This is a genomic window from Opacimonas viscosa (assembly GCF_024199005.1).
GTDB lineage: Bacteria > Pseudomonadota > Gammaproteobacteria > Enterobacterales > Alteromonadaceae > Opacimonas > Opacimonas viscosa.
On the sequence record NZ_JANATA010000017.1, the window covers coordinates 47,122 to 65,904 of the forward strand.

At 40.8% G+C, this 18,783-nt stretch carries 14 protein-coding genes; 2 read left to right on the forward strand and 12 right to left on the reverse strand.

Features of this window, described 5'->3' with window-relative positions:
• The first annotated feature begins 2 nt into the window (after positions 1-2).
• Positions 3-1,997, forward strand: a complete 1,995-nt coding sequence (locus NLF92_RS09755) for a tetratricopeptide repeat-containing sulfotransferase family protein (RefSeq protein WP_254101315.1) — start codon at positions 3-5, stop codon at positions 1,995-1,997.
• Here the strand turns inward: NLF92_RS09755 and NLF92_RS09760 are convergent.
• Together NLF92_RS09760 and NLF92_RS09765 are read right to left on the reverse strand one after the other, a co-directional pair.
• Positions 1,953-2,624 (reverse strand): 3'-5' exonuclease, encoded by a 672-nt coding sequence (locus NLF92_RS09760; RefSeq protein ID WP_254101317.1) that lies wholly within the window; start codon positions 2,622-2,624, stop codon positions 1,953-1,955. The two genes, NLF92_RS09755 and NLF92_RS09760, sit on opposite strands and share 45 nt — an antisense overlap.
• A complete protein-coding gene (locus NLF92_RS09765) occupies positions 2,625-4,457 on the reverse strand; it encodes a DUF294 nucleotidyltransferase-like domain-containing protein (RefSeq protein ID WP_254101319.1) in 1,833 nt (610 codons plus the stop codon).
• Positions 4,458-4,659: 202 nt separating this feature from the next.
• On the opposite strand from NLF92_RS09765, the gene NLF92_RS09770 reads away from it, so the two are divergent.
• A complete protein-coding gene (locus NLF92_RS09770) occupies positions 4,660-8,097 on the forward strand; it encodes a PAS domain-containing hybrid sensor histidine kinase/response regulator (protein WP_254101321.1) in 3,438 nt (1,145 codons plus the stop codon).
• A gap of 71 nt (positions 8,098-8,168) precedes the next feature.
• Here the strand turns inward: NLF92_RS09770 and NLF92_RS09775 are convergent, their stop codons facing one another.
• The 10 genes from NLF92_RS09775 to NLF92_RS09820 all read right to left on the reverse strand — a co-directional run.
• Positions 8,169-8,816 (reverse strand): LuxR C-terminal-related transcriptional regulator, encoded by a 648-nt coding sequence (locus tag NLF92_RS09775; RefSeq protein ID WP_254101323.1) that lies wholly within the window; start codon positions 8,814-8,816, stop codon positions 8,169-8,171.
• Between the two features lie 16 nt (positions 8,817-8,832).
• Entirely contained in the window at positions 8,833-10,776 is a 1,944-nt protein-coding gene (acs, locus tag NLF92_RS09780) for an acetate--CoA ligase (RefSeq protein ID WP_254101325.1), read from the reverse strand.
• Positions 10,777-11,192: 416 nt separating this feature from the next.
• Positions 11,193-12,134, reverse strand: a complete 942-nt coding sequence (locus tag NLF92_RS09785; protein WP_254101327.1) for a histone deacetylase family protein — start codon at positions 12,132-12,134, stop codon at positions 11,193-11,195.
• Entirely contained in the window at positions 12,131-13,966 is a 1,836-nt protein-coding gene (locus NLF92_RS09790) for a bifunctional acetyl-CoA hydrolase/transferase family protein/GNAT family N-acetyltransferase (protein WP_254101329.1), read from the reverse strand. The genes NLF92_RS09785 and NLF92_RS09790 overlap by 4 nt, the downstream gene beginning before the upstream one ends.
• Positions 13,967-14,172: 206 nt before the next feature.
• Positions 14,173-14,571, reverse strand: coding sequence for an ACT domain-containing protein (locus NLF92_RS09795; protein WP_254101331.1), 399 nt, complete (start codon positions 14,569-14,571; stop codon positions 14,173-14,175).
• A gap of 39 nt (positions 14,572-14,610) precedes the next feature.
• Positions 14,611-16,095 carry a sensor histidine kinase gene (locus NLF92_RS09800; RefSeq protein ID WP_254101333.1) on the reverse strand — a complete coding sequence of 495 codons (1,485 nt, stop codon included), beginning with the start codon at positions 16,093-16,095 and terminating at the stop codon, positions 14,611-14,613.
• Positions 16,092-16,799, reverse strand: a complete 708-nt coding sequence (locus tag NLF92_RS09805) for a response regulator transcription factor (RefSeq protein WP_254101335.1) — start codon at positions 16,797-16,799, stop codon at positions 16,092-16,094. The genes NLF92_RS09800 and NLF92_RS09805 overlap by 4 nt, the downstream gene beginning before the upstream one ends.
• Positions 16,800-16,818: 19 nt before the next feature.
• Complete coding sequence (locus NLF92_RS09810) at positions 16,819-17,538, reverse strand: spondin domain-containing protein (protein WP_254101337.1); 720 nt, start codon at positions 17,536-17,538, stop codon at positions 16,819-16,821.
• A gap of 12 nt (positions 17,539-17,550) precedes the next feature.
• Positions 17,551-18,261 carry a spondin domain-containing protein gene (locus NLF92_RS09815; RefSeq protein ID WP_432420220.1) on the reverse strand — a complete coding sequence of 237 codons (711 nt, stop codon included), beginning with the start codon at positions 18,259-18,261 and terminating at the stop codon, positions 17,551-17,553.
• A gap of 439 nt (positions 18,262-18,700) precedes the next feature.
• Positions 18,701-18,783: EF-Tu C-terminal domain-related protein (locus tag NLF92_RS09820; RefSeq protein WP_080034449.1), on the reverse strand; the 83-nt coding region annotated here is incomplete at its 5' end.

Genomic DNA, 18,783 nt, shown 5'->3' on the forward strand with positions numbered 1-18,783 from the left:
CTATGTCCGTTGCAAGCACGGATTTAAGATCAATTAAACGCATGATGCAGCAGCAAAATTTTGCTGCTGCATTACGCGATATTGATTTGATTTTAAACACCTCCGACACCCAAACACCTACTTATCCTAAAGCTTTTCTCATCGAAATCGCTTATCTAAAGGCGGCATGTTTACGCTATTTAGAACATCCTTCAGAAGCGTTACACGAGTTACAAAAACTACAAAAAATGGCGCCTGACTTTGCCAAGGGCTTTCAAGAACAAGGCCATTGTCATCGCGTATTAGGACAAACCGAACTTGCTATTCTAGCCTTCCAAAGAGCAGTCAACCTGCATCCTGCATTAGTCGCTAGCTGGAAACAGCTACATGCATTATTTACCCTACAAAAAGAAGATGCATTAGCGTCACAAGCACAAACTCGCGTGCATGAACTCAGCCGCTTACCTCCTCCCATCTTGCAAGCGACAGGTTTATACCATGAAGGGAAATTAGCTATTGCTGAACGGATGACTCGCGATTTTCTCAAACAAGCCCCCAAGAACGTTCCGGGGATGCGCTTATTAGCCCAAATTGCAAAACAGTTGTATATCCTGGAAGATGCAGAAATTTTATTAGCTGCAGCACAAAAACTGTCACCTGACGATCTGACCTTAGAACTAGAACTCATTGAGATTTTACAAAAACGTCAGAAACACAGTGCTGCATATCACTCCGCCCAAACTTGTCACGCAAAGTATCCCAAAGAACCCATGGCGACGTTGGCCTTGGCTAACCAATGTATGGGTATCAATGAAGTCGATATGGCAATCACTCACTTTACTGAGGTCATTCAAGCGCTGCCACAGCATGCAAATGTTTATATTCAACGCGGTCATGCCTATAAAACCATCGGGCAGACAGATTTAGCCGTTGCTGATTATCAGCATGCGTATACCTTGAAAGCAGATTTTGGGGACGCTTATTGGAGCCTTGCTAACTTAAAAACATATCAGTTTAGTGACGTTGAAATCGCACAAATGCTGCGTTTAGTGCATGACGATTTTGTACTGAATAACGAAAAATACCATATGGCATTTGCTTTGGGTAAAGCGTATGAGGATCAAAAAGACTATGGTAAATCTTATGAATATTATGCCTTAGGAAACACGTTAAAAGCATCTGAACTCGGATATGAAGCAGAGAAAGTCAGTCTACAAATGTCTGAACAAATCACGCATTGCCCACCGAGTATTTTTAGTGACAATCTCTCTGAGTGTACCGATCCTGCTCCTATATTCATTGTTGGCTTACCACGCGCGGGTTCGACATTATTAGAACAAATCCTGGCTTCTCATTCGCAAATTGAGGGAACGAGTGAATTACCTCATATAATGGCTTTCGCCCGACGTTTATCAGGAAATAAACGAGCTGCACCTGAATATCCAGCCAATCTACAAAGCTTAGACGTAGCCACACTCACTGCGCTAGGGAATGAGTTTATCAAAGAAACACAGATACACCGAACGGGAACCCCCTATTTTATTGATAAAATGCCCAATAACTTTAGACACCTTGGTCTGATCAAAAAAATATTACCCCATGCAAAAATTATTGATGCCCGCCGGGAGCCTATGGCATGTTGTTTTAGTGGGTATAAACAGTTATTTGCCGAAGGCCAAGAGTTTTCTTATCGACAGACTGATATTGCGCGCTACTACGACGATTATATCCGCTTGATGGATCATTGGCAGACATGTTTCCCTGAAAATATTCTCAAAGTACAGCATGAGGATATTTTGGACGATTTAGAAGGCCAAGTACGTAAGATGCTAGATTTTTTAGGGGTAGATTTTGAAGAAAGTTGTTTGACGTTTTATGCTACCAAGCGCAATGTCAAAACGCCAAGTGCGGAACAAGTACGACAACCTATCAGTCAAAAAGCGCGATACCAATGGCAGCATTATGCTCCGTATTTAACGGATCTCACCAAACACTTTGACAGCACCGGTCCGCTTTAAATCATTGAGTGTTAAGACACCTTTAGGATCGATTTGGTGACGCTGAGCTAACCAGAGCTCTAGCGTTGCTTGTGCATCATCAAGGGCATTATGTGCTGGCGCTAATGGGAAGCCAAAACGTTCTCTACACGCTCCTAGTGTCGCCGCATCACCAGGGATGACAGTGTGCTCTTTGTTGAGTTGATATAATGCCAATTGCATCGTATCTATCACCACAATATGCGGGAGGGTTGCACCTAGTTTTTGCGCTAATTTTTGTAACATAACCATATCTAATTGCGCGTTGTGAACAACAAACACCGCCTTATCGGAAAATGTCATTAACGCAGAATACATTTGGGCAGCGTGCACACCATCAATCAATGCATCTTCTGTCAACCCGTGGATCACTGGAGATTGGTCAAGATTAGTATTCGCACGAATCAGTGCATAATACGCCGTTCCCATATCAATGTTGTAATCTTGGCCTTGGATCCAACCCGCTGATAAAAACATTGCGCTTTTGGGATCTAAACCACTAAATTCAAAATCGATACTGAGCAGTGGCAAGGTATTTAACGGTACATTTTGCCATTGTCTCGGTATTGATGAATTCAATTTTAAGACTTTTTTCAGCCAACTTACCATTTAACTAATCCCACCTGAAAACTGGAGCACAGCCGACTGTTGGGCTCTATCAATACTTTTGAAAGCAGCTTTAAGTTGATGCTTTTCTATTGATGAGAGATCGGACATACTGACAAAATTATCAGACGCATTATTGGATAACTGGTGACGCCAACGCAAACGGTTTAAAAATAACCATATATCTCTAAGGTTATTTGCGTCTTTGGGATTCATTGCACCAATCTGCCCCAAGATATTAAAGCGTTCGATGGTCCCTGGAATAGTCAATCCCGCTTTTAAGGCGTGTAAACGAGCTAGATTATTGACCAATGCCACTGCATTGACTTTTATATTAATACAGTCACTTTTGCCGTTGTGCTTTTTCGTCACCAATTTGTTAAACATCGATAAAGGGACAGATTCTTGATTAGAATTTCGGGCCAAAGCCGCGAGGAAAATATTATCTTGTAAAATCGGTTTACGCAGTTGCTGCAAACGTTTAAACAACGTTCTATCTCCGGCAACGGCTCGAGAATCCAGAAAAATATTAAACTCAAGAATCGCTTCTGGGGTAGTTGTACGGATCCACTGTTTAGCTTGTTTGACGGCGGCATCTAAAGACAAACGTAAATCAGGATTAGAGGCCATGATATTACCATCACACAATTTAATCCCACATTTACCTAAGCCTTTACACACATACTCAGCAAATGCAGCAAAATATTCAGCTTCAGCTGAGTCAGGGTCTCGCTCAAGTAATAATGCATTATCTTGGTCAGAACCCATCGTCTGATCTTCACGTGCCTGTGAACCATAGACAACCCAGCAATATTTCATTGGCGGCTCACCATTGATTTCAATGAAGAAATCAATCAGTTTACGGGTCATAATGTCAGTCCCTTGAGAAAGTACCTTACCGGCGATATCAAAATCACCTGCACGTTTTGCATTAGCGGCAAAGTACTGTGGCATTTGCCAAGCAACACGGGTCAATTCATATAAACTAGTCGTTTTGGATAACTCACCAATCATAAAGAGTACATTACCACGTTGCTGACGCACTACATCGGATGTTGTTACCATTCCAACAGGAGAGCGATCATCCGCATGGAGGACTGGTAAGTGGTGTATATTCTTCTCACTCATCAACGCAATCGCCGCAAACATATTTTGATTATGCAGGATATACGCTGGACTAGACGTCATAATGGTATCCACCGGCAAGGTGATATCCAAACCAGTTGCCACTACACGGTTGCGCAAATCACGGTCTGTCACAATCCCAATTAAGTGATCATCTTCAGTCACGATGAGAGAGCTCACTCCCTCATCAGACATCACTTCCGCTGCAGCTTGTATGGATAAGGTTTGCTCAATCTGAATAGGCGCTCGCTGCAACATTTCATGCAAAGGCTTGTACAACCACATTGCATTTGAGTTTGCTACTGCTTGGTTTTCGACAACATCATCTCTAGCGGCAGTAAAAAATGACAAAAATGATTTATTTTCACACCGTTGTTTAAACACTTCCGAGGAAAAACAATAAACAACGCCAGGGCTATCGACTGTGACTTGCATTTTTCCTTCATTCGGATCGAGCAACATAATAAAACCAAAGTAGTCACCTTCACTTAAATGTCGCTCCTTCCCTCTCTCATCCGTAATAATGAATTGTCCCGACTGAATCAAGAACAATGCAGGACAATGCTCATCAAGCACAGCTTCTTTATTGTCTTCGGTAAGATAAATAACTTTGGTATGTTTTGCTGTATGCAACAAGGTATCTTTATCAAATACATCAAACGGGGCTGACTGGGTCAAAAAATCGATGACTTGATGGGGTACTGTGCTCATTTATTCTTCCTTGTACAAGCTGAAGCTATAAAAACAAATAATCAATCTAGGTAACGCTGCAATAAGCAACTGGCACTGCTAATTTCCCACACTAGAGAATGCCCCGTCAATACAAAATTCGACCTTAGTATTAGGCTATGTATTCACATTATGAATGCTGTGCTAAAGTGCAAGAAGTACGTCGACAGAGAACGAGAATAATATGGCTTTTGGTTGGGTTTTACTGGCATTAGTTTATCTAATGCTGTTGTTTTGGATTGCGAAATGGGGTGATAAAAACACCCCTCTCGCGAGGAAAATTACCTCTCATCCGGTTGTGTACTCTTTAGCACTCGCCATCTATTGTACTGCTTGGACTTTTTTTGGTGGTGTAGGTCAAGCTTCTCGTGATGCTTGGATGTATTTACCCATTCTTCTGGGACCTGCCTTAGTTTATTTATTTGGCTATAATTTTTTACGTAAAATGGTGATTGTCAGTAAAAAACAACATATCAATACTATAGCTGATTTTATTTCTTCACGTTATGGCAAACGACAACCAGTTGCATTAGTGGTCACGTTAATAGCCTTGTTAGCCACCATTCCTTACATCGCATTACAATTAAAAGCGATAGGTGCCTCATTTGTCATTATGTCGAATGAAGATGATATCCAATTTATTGTTTTTCTTTCTACGATCTTTGTCGCACTGTTTGCGATTTACTTTGGTACCAAACAAACCGACGTGACGGAATATCGCCGAGGTTTGATGCTGGCCATTTCATTTGAGTCCGTGATTAAACTCCTAGCATTGGTCTTGGTTGCCTATGTGGGATACCAAGCTTGGAATACGACTTCTACTGAATCATTTATAAGTGAATTTACTGCTCAACACTCATATTCCCAACTCTCTTCATTCTCGTTTTGGGCACAAACATTTATGGCAGCCGCAGCTATTATTTGCCTGCCGAGACAGTTTCATGTAGCCATTATTGATAATCTCAATGTCAACCACCTACAAACTGCGCGTTGGTTATTTCCCCTTTATTTGTTGATCACTGCTTTTTTGATCCCCGTCATTGCGATTGCGGGACAAACATTATTCAGTGGGACCACCATCAATTCAGATAATTATGTCCTATCCATTGCTGTCGTTTCAGAAAGCCTACTCTTGCAAATGATCGTGTTTGTGGGTGGATTATCTGCTGCAACTGCGATGATCATTGTTGCGACATTGACGTTATCAACGATGTTAGCCAACGATGTGGTATTACCCAAACTTTTACCCAATGAAAACTCGCCAAAGAAACAACAAAACTATACGCAAAAGATCCGCATCATACGCCGGACCATTATTGCTATTATTCTAGGGTTATCTTTTATTTATCAACAGCAAATGACAGGTTCAAGTTCTTTGAGCTCGATTGGGTTAATTGCGTTTTCTTTAGTGATCCAACTTTTACCAGCTATTGTCGGCGGGTTATATTGGAAGAAAGGCCATGCTCATGGAGTCTATGCTGGTTTATTTATGGGAATAACGAGTTGGATTTTTTGGTTGATCATTCCGATATTTAACCCTGACATGTCCGTCTTTAGCCAATCTGAAATCCTCACCCAAGGTGCATTCATTAGCTTATTAGCCAATACTGCAACCTATATTCTTTTTTCAAAAATTGCTCCAGCTCGACTCACTGACAAAATTCAAGCAGAAGCGTTTGTGCACCCAGATTTGACGTATACTCCGACCCGCAAAGAAAACATCGATAATATCAACAACAGTGATTTATTGACTTTGTTAACAACATTTATGGGACAAACTCGGTGTGAACAACTCGTGTTAGAGTTTGAAGCGGCTAACGAATACAAAATCGATCCGGCGAAACAACCCGAGCAAGAGTTCATTGCTTTTTGTGAGCGTGGTCTCGGCGGCGTTATCGGAGGCTCCAGCGCACAGGTTTTAGTATTTAGTTTACTGCAGGGTAAAAAACTCGACTTCTCCGAAGTGATTAACTTCTTTGATGGCACCACCCAGGCCATGCAGTTTAACATGACAGCATTGATGACCTCATTAGAAAGTATGGAACATGGCATTAGTGTAATTGATAAACACTTAAATCTAGTGGCTTGGAATAAAAAATACTTAGAATTATTTGCCTACCCTGATAACTATTTAACTGTAGGCGTACCTATTGAAAAGCTGATGCGTTTTAACGCACTCAAAGGTGAACTTGGACCTGGCGATATAGATGAGTTAATAAAGCGCCGTATAGAGCACCTAAAGAACGGTACTCAACATCGTTTCACTCGACAACGCAACGATGGCAAAGTAATTGAAATGATTGGAAACCCATTGCCTGGTGGCGGTTTTGTTACTAGTTTCAACGACATTACTAGCCATGTTGAAATCCAACAAGCACTCGAAGAAGCCAATATTGATCTAGAAACGCGAATGAAAAAACGGACAGAAGAAGTCCACTCTATCAATGCTGATCTACGCCTAGAAATTGAACGGCGCTACGACACAGAAAAAGAATTGATTGAAGCACGTAAAGCAGCGGAAGAAGCAAACGCCTCAAAAACCAGATTTTTGGCCTTGGCAAGTCACGATATTATTCAACCACTTAATGCTGCAAAACTCTATCTTTCTGCATTAGATGATGCAGTATTATCTAAATCAGCGCGTGAGATCCTTTCTAAACTGAATGATTCAGTCTCCTCTTCGGAAGAATTGATCAGTACTTTATTGGACATATCTCGTCTTGACCAAGGCGACCTAGAGGCCAAGATAGAATCATTCGATTTATCCAAAATCGTCAATCATATTATTTCCGATATGTCGATGAAAGCTGAGAATAAAGGTTTAGAGTTACGCTCTCGCGTGCGGGATGTTTGGGTCAAAGGTGATCGTACCTATACCTATCGGATTATTCAGAATTTTGTTTCTAATGCGATCAAGTATACGGATACTGGGAAAGTATTAGTCACCATGAAAAAACAAGGTAAAAAAGCCTATGTGAGAGTTTATGATACCGGGATTGGTTTAACGAAAGAAAACCAATCGGCCATTTTTGAAGACTTTGTTAGGGTCCAAGAATCTTCCTCAGCGGGGTTAGGTTTAGGACTGGGTATTGTCCGTAGACTCTCTGAAAAAATGGATGCTACAGTTGCAGTTTCTTCTAAAAAGTCTGTAGGGAGCTGTTTTAGTTTATGTCTAGAAAGTACCGAACCAGAACACATCCAACCTAGTGTGACACGTCGTACAGTTAGGGGATTAAAAGGCCTCAAAGTATTATGTATCGATGATAAAAACGAGAACTTGGATGCCTTACAAACCCTGCTTGATAAATGGGGGGTTGTTGTTCATCTAGCAAATACTTACGAAAAAGGGTTAATGGCAGTCGATGAATTCACACCTGATTTGATGCTCGTCGATTATCAACTCGACCGTGATTTACTTGGCTTGGACTTGATTAGTGACATTCAACAAAAAATGCACAAAGTAGTGCCTGCAGCAATCATTACTGCATTGCATGATGAAGCGCTCAAACAAAAATGCCATGACTTAAATATAATGCATTTAAACAAACCCCTTAAACCTGCAAAACTTCGAGCAATGGTGCAGTCGATGGCCAAACAACAGAAGTTTGAAATGAAAGACTAGACAAAATAAATGTCCTAAACAAAAAAACACGCTAATCAGCGTGTTTTTTTATTTGAATGGTAGTATCACTACTAGCTCTTAACGGGTGGCTCTAACTCTAACTGAGACGCAATTAATACGGCCTGTGTACGGTTATTGATACCTAGTTTCCTAAATATAGCCGTCACGTGAGCTTTTACTGTTGCTTCTGCAATATCCAAGTTATAGCCAATCTGCTTATTCAGCAGTCCTTCACGCATAAAACACAATACTTTATATTGTGAAGGTGTCAAACTTGCAACGTTATCAGCGAGTTGTGAAAAGGCTTCATCAACCTCTTCGATACTGTCTGAAAGACCTTCAGGCAACCAAACATCACCCGCTAAAATAGCCTTAATCGCTTCACCTATTTCAGCAGAACTGGCTGTTTTTGGAATAAAACCTAAAGCACCAACGCCGACAATTTTCGAAATAATCAGAGGATCTTCAGTCCCAGACACGACTGCTACAGGTAAATCTGGATACAGTTTTAAGATGTGTAATAATCCGAATAAATCATTACTTCCAGGCATATGAAGATCTAAAAGTAATAAATCAATTTCGGTTTGTTCCAAAATCTCAATCGTTTCCGGTAAATCTGAAGACTCCAATAATTTGAGGTCTTGCAGTGATACTGACAACGCTCCTTTTAGTGCATCTCTATAGAGCGGATGATCATCCGCAATAAGCAACGTTGCCATAATTTTCTACCTTTCTTTATTTATTCAATCTTTCTGCAATCAGCGTATCAACCACTGACGGATCAGCAAGTGTTGATGTGTCACCTAATTGTTCATATTCATTTGCAGCAATCTTACGTAAGATACGACGCATAATTTTACCAGAACGTGTCTTAGGTAAACCACTAGTCCACTGAATTAGGTCTGGCGTTGCGATAGGACTTAATTCCTTACGCACCCAGCTACGAATTTCAGCGGTCAGAGCTTCATCTGCTACAACACCATCTAGAGGGGTTACGTACACATAAATACCTTGACCTTTGATGTCATGAGGATAACCCACAACGGCGGCTTCGGCAATCACTTCGTGAGCAACTAAAGCACTTTCAATCTCAGCCGTACCTAAACGGTGACCAGATACATTCAAGACGTCATCTACACGACCGGTAATCCAATAATATCCGTCTTCATCACGACGACAACCGTCACCAGTAAAGTAAACGTTATTATATGCACTAAAGTACGTTTCAATAAAACGCTTGTGATCGTTATAAACAGTACGCGCTTGTGAAGGCCAGCTATCTTTAATCACTAAGTTACCTTCTGTAGCGCCTTCTAATTCAACGCCTTCAGCATCAAACAATGCCGGCTGAATACCAAATAATGGGCGAGAAGCAGAACCAGGTTTATTTGGTGTAGAAGAAGGCAACGGAGCAATCATCATGCCGCCAGTTTCAGTTTGCCACCAAGTATCAACAATTGGACACTTAGATTGACCAATGACACGGTAATACCATTCCCATGCCTCTGGATTAATTGGCTCACCCACTGAACCCAAGATACGTAAAGAAGATAAATCGCAACCTTCAACTGGTTTTTCACCATGCGCCATTAAGGCACGGATTGCTGTTGGTGCTGTGTAAAGGCTGTTAACTTTGTACTTTTCAACAACTTGAGCGATACGACGAACATCAGGATAAGTTGGTACACCTTCAAAGAATACTTGAGTTGCACCAGCAACCATTGGACCGTAGACCATGTAACTGTGACCGGTGATCCAACCCACATCAGCTGTACACCAATAGATATCATCAGGCTGATAATCAAAACCATATTTAAAGGTCATCGCTGTATACAACAAGTACCCACCTGTAGAGTGCACCACACCCTTTGGTTGACCTGTAGAACCAGATGTATAAAGAATGAATAACGGATCTTCAGCATTCATAACTTCAGGTTCACACTGCGCTGAACAATCTTCAGTTAGCTCGTTCCACCACACATCTACATCAGCATTCCAAGTGACATCACCACCAGTAAGTTTGTGTGTGACAACAGCAGTAATAGATGGACAGGCACCATTGGCTAGAGCCTCATCAACATTGGCTTTTAATGGCACAGAGCGACCAGCACGACGACCTTCATCACAAGTGATAACCACTTTTGCATCAGAGTTGTTAATACGATCAGCAATCGCATTAGGTGAGAAACCACCAAAAATAACAGAATGCACAGCACCTATACGCGCACAGGCTAGCATTGCATATGCTGCTTGTGGAACCATTGGCATATAGATTGCGACACGATCGCCTTTAGTCACACCAAGTTTTTTCAAACCATTTGCTAGTTTACATACTTCATAGTGTAACTCTTGGAACGTGATCGCTTGAGCATCTGCAGGATTATCACCTTCCCATAAAATAGCTGTTTTCTTTGCGTTGTCCGCTAGATGACGATCAATACAGTTGTATGATGCGTTTAATTGGCCATCTTCAAACCATTTAATCGATACATCTTTGGGATCAAAAGACGTATTCTTGATAATAGTTGGCTCTTTAAACCAATCAATTTCATTTTTAAATTCTGCCCAAAACTTTTCTGGGTTATTGATTGATTCTTCATACATTGCGAAATACTGTTCTTCAGATAAACGTCCATTTCCTTTTAACGTCTCTGGTACTGGATATAATTTGCCAGTCATACTGCCTCCAATTGCGGGTTTAATTTATACATTTTTGATATTCTGATACTGCTTATAGTAGGGTTTTATGCCATTTTAAAAATAGGACTTTGGTCTATTCATTTGTTTACAAAAAAACAACGTAATCGTTACGACCGAGGTCTATGAGACCAATGCAGAATAATGTTTTACATCATATTTGGTTAGTATAGGAAATATAGATTTACCTGACTATTCGACCTACGCCGTAGGATAATCGGTAAACGCAGTTCAACCAACTCATGCAGAGCGCATGACTTTACGCATTAAACTTAACATTTAATGCGTTTTTTTTTGCGTCTTTTTCCCGATTGGTAAAATCACATATGAGTCATAATAAGACCTAGACATTAGTGGTAAATAGGTCTTACCTTTAAAGTAATCTAAAAGGGGATATTTCATAACAAGGATTTAACATGCGCCACAACACTTCGGCCCAAGGCCGATAATGCATACCCCCCTTCCAGCACTGATACAATTCTCCCAGAGCAATGTTCTTCGGCCAACTCCACCAAGGCCTTCGTCAACCATATATAATCGTCTTCAACTAAACGGATGTGCCCTAAATCGTCCTCTTGATGTGCATCAAATCCAGCTGAAATGATAATGATATCTGGTTGAAAATTAGCAATATCTACTAACCAGTGGGCAACTGCTGAACGATACTCAGTTGAACCTGTACCAGCAACTAACGGTACAGGGCGATAATGCGGTGGAGGATTATCCGCACCACAAAAGGGATAAAAAGGATGCTGAAACGATGAGCACAACATCACTTCTGGCTGATGGAAAAAGATATCATCAGTGCCATTGCCATGATGTACATCAAAATCAACTATCACTACTTTTTTTGCTGCGTATTTCTGGCGAGCATATTGTGCAGCTACCGCGACGTTATTGATTAAACAAAACCCCATTGCAGCTGCGTATTTGGCATGGTGACCAGGTGGACGAGTCGCACAAAATGCTTTTTTCGTAGGTCCTGTAAATACCTCATCAATAGCTGCTAAAGCACAACCTGCTGCATAACGTGCGGCAAGCCAAGAGTCTTGCATCATAATCGTGTCATCATCTAACCAGATATGTGGATCATTCTCACTATTAGCACGTTCTTGCAACACTTTATCTTTGGCTTGTAGCTCATCGATATATGTCTGTGCATGTGCCAAATATAATTCATCTAAGCTAGCTTTGCGCCCTTGAGCAAATGTGACAACATACTCCAAACCCGAGGCAATGAGCTGATCATTAATCTGATGAAGTCTTGCAGGGCTTTCAGGATGCTCGGGATCCATATTGTGTTTATTGCATAAAGGATGGCTAAATACTGTTATATTCATCTGGCTCCCTCCTTTAAACTTAACCATAACTCATGCTCATGAGGATCACCGCCGGACATAATCTCGAACCCATGCTGCAAAAATACATTCAACATCGGTTTATTTACCGCTTTCACCAACGCGAACATTTTGTGCAACCCTCTTTGCACCGCTATTTCAATCATCTGTTCGAGTAGCACTGAGGCCATCCCCATTCCTTGAGAAGTCTCTTTGGTCACAAAAGCCACTTCACACGTCGTTTCTCCAATTTTGTAAAACCGAGCGACTGCGTGTAATGAAGTTCGAGTGCCTTGTTCTTGAACTAAACACAACGCACAATCATTACTTTGATCAATACTCACTAAACTACAAGAGTTTTCTCGTGACATCAATTTTGGATCATAACCATAACGCAGTTCCCGAGTATGTTTCGTGTGAGAATAAAAAAACTCTTGTAAACGTCTTTCATCAGCTGGGTTGAGCGGCCGTAGCGTGAAATACTCATCCTTTAGCTGAATCTGTCGTAGTTGGATATTCCCGAGCTCAGGAATATCTGTCGGTGTATTAGCCTGATAATCAGGTACCCAATAGTGCTGTCTAACATCCGCTAGCAGTTGTGCTCTAAATTTAGGATGTGCGATGCGTATCAATTCTAAACTTCGTTCACGAATGGATTTCCCTTTTAAATGAGCAATACCAAACTCTGTTACAACAAAATCAACATGACCGCGTGAAGTGACAACACCCGCACCGGGTTGCAAATTCGCAACAATCCTTGATACTGATTGCTGGTGTGCCGTTGAAGGTAATGCAATGATGGATTTACCACCTAACGACAAGTTTGCCCCTGTAACAAAATCCATTTGTCCACCAATACCAGAATAAAAATCATGCCCGATCGAGTCAGCAACCACTTGTCCGGTTAAATCGACTTCGATCGCAGAGTTGATGGAAATCATATTGTCATTTCGTGCAATATTAGTGGGTTTGTTGACATAGTGGCTTGGATAAAACTCGACGTGCGGATTTTCATGCACAAAATCATATAGCGTTTGACTCCCCATACAAAAACTAGTGACCGCTTTTCCAGGATGAAATGTTTTATAACGGTTGGTAATGACACGTTGTTGCATCAGATGCATGACGCCATCACTGAGCATTTCAGTATGCAACCCTAGATCTTGGTGTTGTGTTAAAGAAGCCAATACAGCATCAGGGATTTTACCAATACCTAATTGTAAAGTTGCCCGATCAGGCACCAATAAAGCAACATATTGCCCTATCCGTTCAGTGATGGATGTTTGTTTAGCAATGGGTAAAGTAGCAATAGGGACTTCACTGTTTACTACCGCTGCAAACTTTTCTATGTGTAAAAAACTCTGCCCCATTGTACGTGGCATTTTTGGGTTTATCTGGGCCACTATATATTTTGCAGCTTTAGCTGCAGTATGCGTAATATCAACTGCGACGCCACAGGAACAATAACCAAATTCATCAGGAGGTGAAACCTGGATAAGTGCCACATCAATCGGCAGGGTTCCATCTTGTAGCAGTGTGGGTATTTCGGACAAAAAACAAGGCGTATAATCGGCACGGCCTGCAGCGACGGCTTGACGAATTTCTGGTCCTGAGATGAAAAAAGTATTTACTTTAAAGTGCGCTGAGTTTTCTGGTGCGGCCCACGGAGCGTCACCTAAAGTAGAAATTTGTAAGATCTCCACATCTGAGAGATTTCGTTTATGTGCTAATAATTGTGCTAACAACGTTTCTGGAAGACCAGCATTTGCCCCTATATAAATACGGTTACCAGACTGTACTAACTCAGTCCAATGCGCATTGACTTGTTTTGTCATAGTGTACCTTTGTGGAAATAATCACTTTATTATTAACCACAATTAAAATTCACTATTGATCTAGCGCAAGTAAACTTGAAATAGTTATCCCATTTTCCCTCAGAAAATATCTAGTAAAGCTTATTGTATATTGGCTTAGCTGGTACGATTATCTAATATCTCTACTCTCAAAAAAGTCATTAGTGGTGGGAGTATTTGGTATTGGCTTATCTAGCAAAACTTTCTAATGCGATTAAAGCCTCTTTGGATTTTTCTTTTTGCACAAAGATATGATCATGATAAAAACCAGCAATGACATTTGCACTGATCCCATATTCTTTTAACTTACTGGCAAAAGCGGCAGTCAGACCTACGGCCTCAAGACTAGAATGCACCGTCAATGTAATACAATTAAATACACCAGAGAATGACAAGTCATGTTGTTGTGCAATGGTTAAGGGAACGACTAACGTCATACCTTCATCCTCGATAAACATGGCTTTGGCTTGATACGCAGCACAGTCTTCATAATGCTTTTCTACCAGACTAACAAACACATAGTCAGTCTCTAATAGTTCAGGTTTCATGGAAGCAAGTAAAGAAGCTAAGTCTGTTTCTCCGGACATTACATATCTCTTAGAGTAAAAGGTCCTGTTATGTTAGCCCTAACTATTGTTCAATACAAAATAAAAATGCGTACCTTTACCTAGCTCACTTTCCACTTGAAGTTGGCTACCTAGTTTAGAGACCAGCTGCTGGCAAATGGATAAGCCCAAGCCAACATGTTTGTGTTGATCGGTTTGTGTATTACTAGCTTGATATCGAGGTGTAAAAATAGCGTCTAACTCATCTTTAGCAATCCCAATTCCATTATCACATACAGCAATAATTACCGAGCCCTGCTTATTGAGTTTAGCTTCTAAACATACCTCTCCATTTTCTTTGGTATGTCGTATAGCATTATCAATGAGATTAGTAAGCACTCGCTCTACTTTTTCTAAATCCGACTTAACATACAAATGTTGTTCGGGCATTTCAATACGCAATAGCACATTTTCCTGCTCAGCTTTAATCGCAAATTTCGCTAGCACATCATGTAATAATTCTGATATTGAAAAGGATTCGTGTTGCAAACGAACATGACCACCTTCCAAATAAGCTAGTTCAAATATTTGATCGATTAGATGCTTCAAATTGCGTAAATTTTTCAACGATATTTGGATAAACGTTTTCTGCTGAGCGGGGGTTAATTGTTCATGTTGAATACTTAAGGTTTCAATGTAGCCTTGTAAGTTAGCAAGAGGTGTCCGTAAATCATGTGAAATATCAGCCAGTAATTGCTTTCTTGAGGCGTCATTTGCTTGCAATACCACCATTTGTTTTTCAATATGATCTAACATTGCATTGAAAGAAAAGCCAAGTTGCTGCACCTCATTATGTGAGTTGGCTACCCAAGCCTTCTTTTCGATACTCACTTGGTCTAAATCAAACTCGTATTCACGCACTTTTAGCATATCGTTACTGAGTTCTTTAAGGGGCAATGTAAAAAACTTAAAGAGGAGAAGTAATGCAAAAAGTAGAAAAACAATAGCGGCAATAAAAGCAATAAAGGCTGAACGTATAGCATGATTACTCGTAATATTGGCCCAGACAGTATCATATTCAACGCCACCTATAATCACATATAAATAACCTTGGAGCCCATTTGCATTATTCACCGGAGCAACAGAGAAAATTTTATTGGTATCAATACCCTTGGGGTCTATCCCATAAATCGGAAGCTGTGGCGATGGAGCTAATAACGCATTTATAGGTGCCAACTCGACTTGCATAGTATGTATATCTGCCATATCTCCAGAATAGGTAAGTACCTCTCCAGCAGGAGATATGAAGTAGAATTCAAAACTAGGTCCTAGCACCATTTGCGTATGAAATAAATTCTCGAGCGCAGCATAATCCGTCACCCCCTCAGCCAATAAAGGGTTGTCATTGGCCAGATGTGTAGCGAGATCTAGATGAAGAGTCTGTTCTGCTAATTTTTGCATGGTGTTTTGTGACTGCCCAGAAAGCCAGACAAAACCCGCTAATATAATAATAAAACCGGCGACTAGGGAGATCGCTAAACGCTGATAAAAACATAACTTAATCATACAAATTTATACCCTACACCCCAAACTGTTTGAATGTATTTAGGTGACTCTGGAATGGGTTCTATTTTTCCGCGCAAACGATTCATAGTAGAGTTTACAGTATGTTCATAGCCACTGTGGGTATAGCCCCATACTGACTCCAATAACTGTGCTCGAGAAAATACCTGTCCCTGATGAGTAATCAAATAATAGAGCAACTCAAACTCAGTGGCTGTCAATTCAATATCCTTTTCAGCTAAGCAAACTTTGTGTTGCTCAGGATAAATACTCAACTCTCCTACTGTTATGGCTGCTTGGACTTTATTAACTAAAGGTTCCGCTAAACGCGATTTTAGATAGGCTGTTTTGCGTAATTGGGCTCGAACGCGAGCTTGTAACTCAGGAATACTAAAAGGTTTAGTCATGTAGTCATCCGCACCTAACTCAAGACCAAGCACATGATCTGTTTCAGAGTTTTTGGCAGTTAACATAATGATAGATTGATGAGGTTTGACTTGGCGGATCTCACGACAGATGTCCAAGCCATTCATCGACGGTAAAGTAATGTCGAGCAACATAATAATATAATCGTTATGTAGAGCAGCTTGATAGGCTGCTTTACCATCAGAAAAATGGTCAATAGGGTAACCGAGTTCAGCTAAATTAACCTGTAGTAATACACTGATATCAGGATCATCTTCTACAATTAACACTCTATCGACCATAATGACTTCCTTGTTTTTATTATTCAATCCGTGTCACAGTTAATCGAATCACGGGATTATCAAACTTATGACTAGCATCAAGTACCGAAGTATCCAAGCCATCGGCATTAGTTACTACTCCAGCATGATACGTAACAATATTCCGAGCTTCTCTATTGGCATTAAACCCTTCGCCACCATCAGCTGGTCCAGGTATGGTGCTCATTGCTTCAGAGTTTTCTTCGGTCCCAGCATCTAAAGCAGCAAAACGCCATGTTTGACTATCACCTACTGCCAGTTCTGCCAGGTTATATTTATCTAGACCGGTAAAGGCATCATTAGTATTCACCAACATAGTTGCTACCGATATATAACTATCGACACGATCTTGAATAGTAATAGACACCGTATCTGAATTACCCGGACCAATTGGAGCCATACCACTGGCATTCGCCAGACCTACAGGCAAAGCTAACAACTGTGAATTATCACCACCTTCAGCCATAGTTTCTAAGGCAAGTGAAGCCGTTTCCCCAATGGTCCATAAATGACCTTCATCGTGAATAATCACCCCTAACGGTGATAAAGGCTGTGCATTCGTTAAGTTAGTTACTGTCACCTCATATGTCACATCTACAGAAGTAGGAGTAGGCACAGGAACTGGCTGCACAGGATCCGTATCGTTATCTGAACATGCAGCAAGTAGCATAGCCGAAGTTACAACGAGTGAGAGTAATTTTATTTTTTTACGACTTTTCATGATATTTACCTCTTAGTTGACAACAATTGTCACTTTAGCCACCGGGTTCAACCAACGATGCACTGTATTTTGTACATCAGAAACACCTGCTGCCTGATCAGCATCTCCAATATTACCTGGGTGAATATGTACCGTCATATTATTACTGGTTGTAGTTACACCAGAGCCATTTTCACCAATTGCATCTGCCAATGGAGGAGGTACCGGCATACCGGGTGTTCCAGGTGCACCGCCACCACGAATTTCATCATTGGCCTCAGTACCAGCATCATATGCATTTACATACACCGTATAGGTCCCTGCCTCAGTGGGAATAGTCCAGTTATCAAGACCTATAAAACCATCATTGGTTGGCAAAATCATTGCGACCACAGACAAGACCGTGTTTCCATCTGCGGTCATCAAATCCCCAGTTGTAGACATACCAGGCAGCAACAAACCACCTGCTGGATTAGCTAAAGCGTCTGCATTAATTGTTGCTCCGATACTTGCTAATCCATCTAAACTTCCCCCTTCAGCCATTGCTTGTAATTCTGCAGATGCAGCCTCACCGACCTCGAACAAACTCGCATCAGGAGTATGTGCAACCGCTAAAATTGGCGTGAATGACATACCACTTGTTAAGTTTTGAATAGTTATATCAAGATCCGCTGCTTGAGTGAGAGGCGCCATAAATGTTGCCGATAGCGCTAATGGTAAAACTTTCTTAAATTGAGATTTCATGTTGTATTCCTATTAATATTATTGGTTAACATGAACAAGTATCGAAACTAAATATCACAAAAGTCTCACAACTCTGTGGTTATTTTATAACAACGCTTTGGAGTTAATGATGAATTGTCATTTTACTCACCTTCATTTAATTTTTACCACGCCGTAAATACTTCCTTGTAGGCTTCACCACAACCTCCCTGTTGTGGAGAGGTAAAAAATCAAACATGTGATGAGTATTTGTAAACCGTATATATTTATAGAGAATATTGAGAGAGGATAAATAGTGTTGGGCTGAAATTATGTAGATAATTTATGGCTACAAGAAGTTTTGAGAATGTCTATGTCTTGTTTATTTAAGTTTTTGTTTCTTGAACTAATTGGATAAATACCCAGAAACAAAAAACCCGTCACAAGGACGGGTTTCTAAATTCGCTTGGTAAGCTAGATATTATGCGATGATTTTCGCAACAACACCCGCACCTACTGTACGACCACCTTCACGGATTGCGAAGCGTAAACCTTCGTCCATCG

What these genes read in the sequence shown, in the direction of transcription:
- NLF92_RS09815 (WP_432420220.1), bottom strand. Translation starts at nt 18,261, where the DNA reads ATGAAATCTCAATTTAAGAAAGTTTTACCATTAGCGCTATCGGCAACA.
- NLF92_RS09765 (WP_254101319.1), bottom strand. Translation starts at nt 4,457, where the DNA reads ATGAGCACAGTACCCCATCAAGTCATCGATTTTTTGACCCAGTCAGCC.
- NLF92_RS09775 (WP_254101323.1), bottom strand. Translation starts at nt 8,816, where the DNA reads ATGGCAACGTTGCTTATTGCGGATGATCATCCGCTCTATAGAGATGCA.
- NLF92_RS09810 (WP_254101337.1), bottom strand. Translation starts at nt 17,538, where the DNA reads ATGAAAAGTCGTAAAAAAATAAAATTACTCTCACTCGTTGTAACTTCG.
- NLF92_RS09755 (WP_254101315.1), top strand. Translation starts at nt 3, where the DNA reads ATGTCCGTTGCAAGCACGGATTTAAGATCAATTAAACGCATGATGCAG.
- NLF92_RS09785 (WP_254101327.1), bottom strand. Translation starts at nt 12,134, where the DNA reads ATGAATATAACAGTATTTAGCCATCCTTTATGCAATAAACACAATATG.
- NLF92_RS09760 (WP_254101317.1), bottom strand. Translation starts at nt 2,624, where the DNA reads ATGGTAAGTTGGCTGAAAAAAGTCTTAAAATTGAATTCATCAATACCG.
- NLF92_RS09790 (WP_254101329.1), bottom strand. Translation starts at nt 13,966, where the DNA reads ATGACAAAACAAGTCAATGCGCATTGGACTGAGTTAGTACAGTCTGGT.
- NLF92_RS09800 (WP_254101333.1), bottom strand. Translation starts at nt 16,095, where the DNA reads ATGATTAAGTTATGTTTTTATCAGCGTTTAGCGATCTCCCTAGTCGCC.
- NLF92_RS09795 (WP_254101331.1), bottom strand. Translation starts at nt 14,571, where the DNA reads ATGTCCGGAGAAACAGACTTAGCTTCTTTACTTGCTTCCATGAAACCT.
- NLF92_RS09805 (WP_254101335.1), bottom strand. Translation starts at nt 16,799, where the DNA reads ATGGTCGATAGAGTGTTAATTGTAGAAGATGATCCTGATATCAGTGTA.
- acs (WP_254101325.1), bottom strand. Translation starts at nt 10,776, where the DNA reads ATGACTGGCAAATTATATCCAGTACCAGAGACGTTAAAAGGAAATGGA.
- NLF92_RS09770 (WP_254101321.1), top strand. Translation starts at nt 4,660, where the DNA reads ATGGCTTTTGGTTGGGTTTTACTGGCATTAGTTTATCTAATGCTGTTG.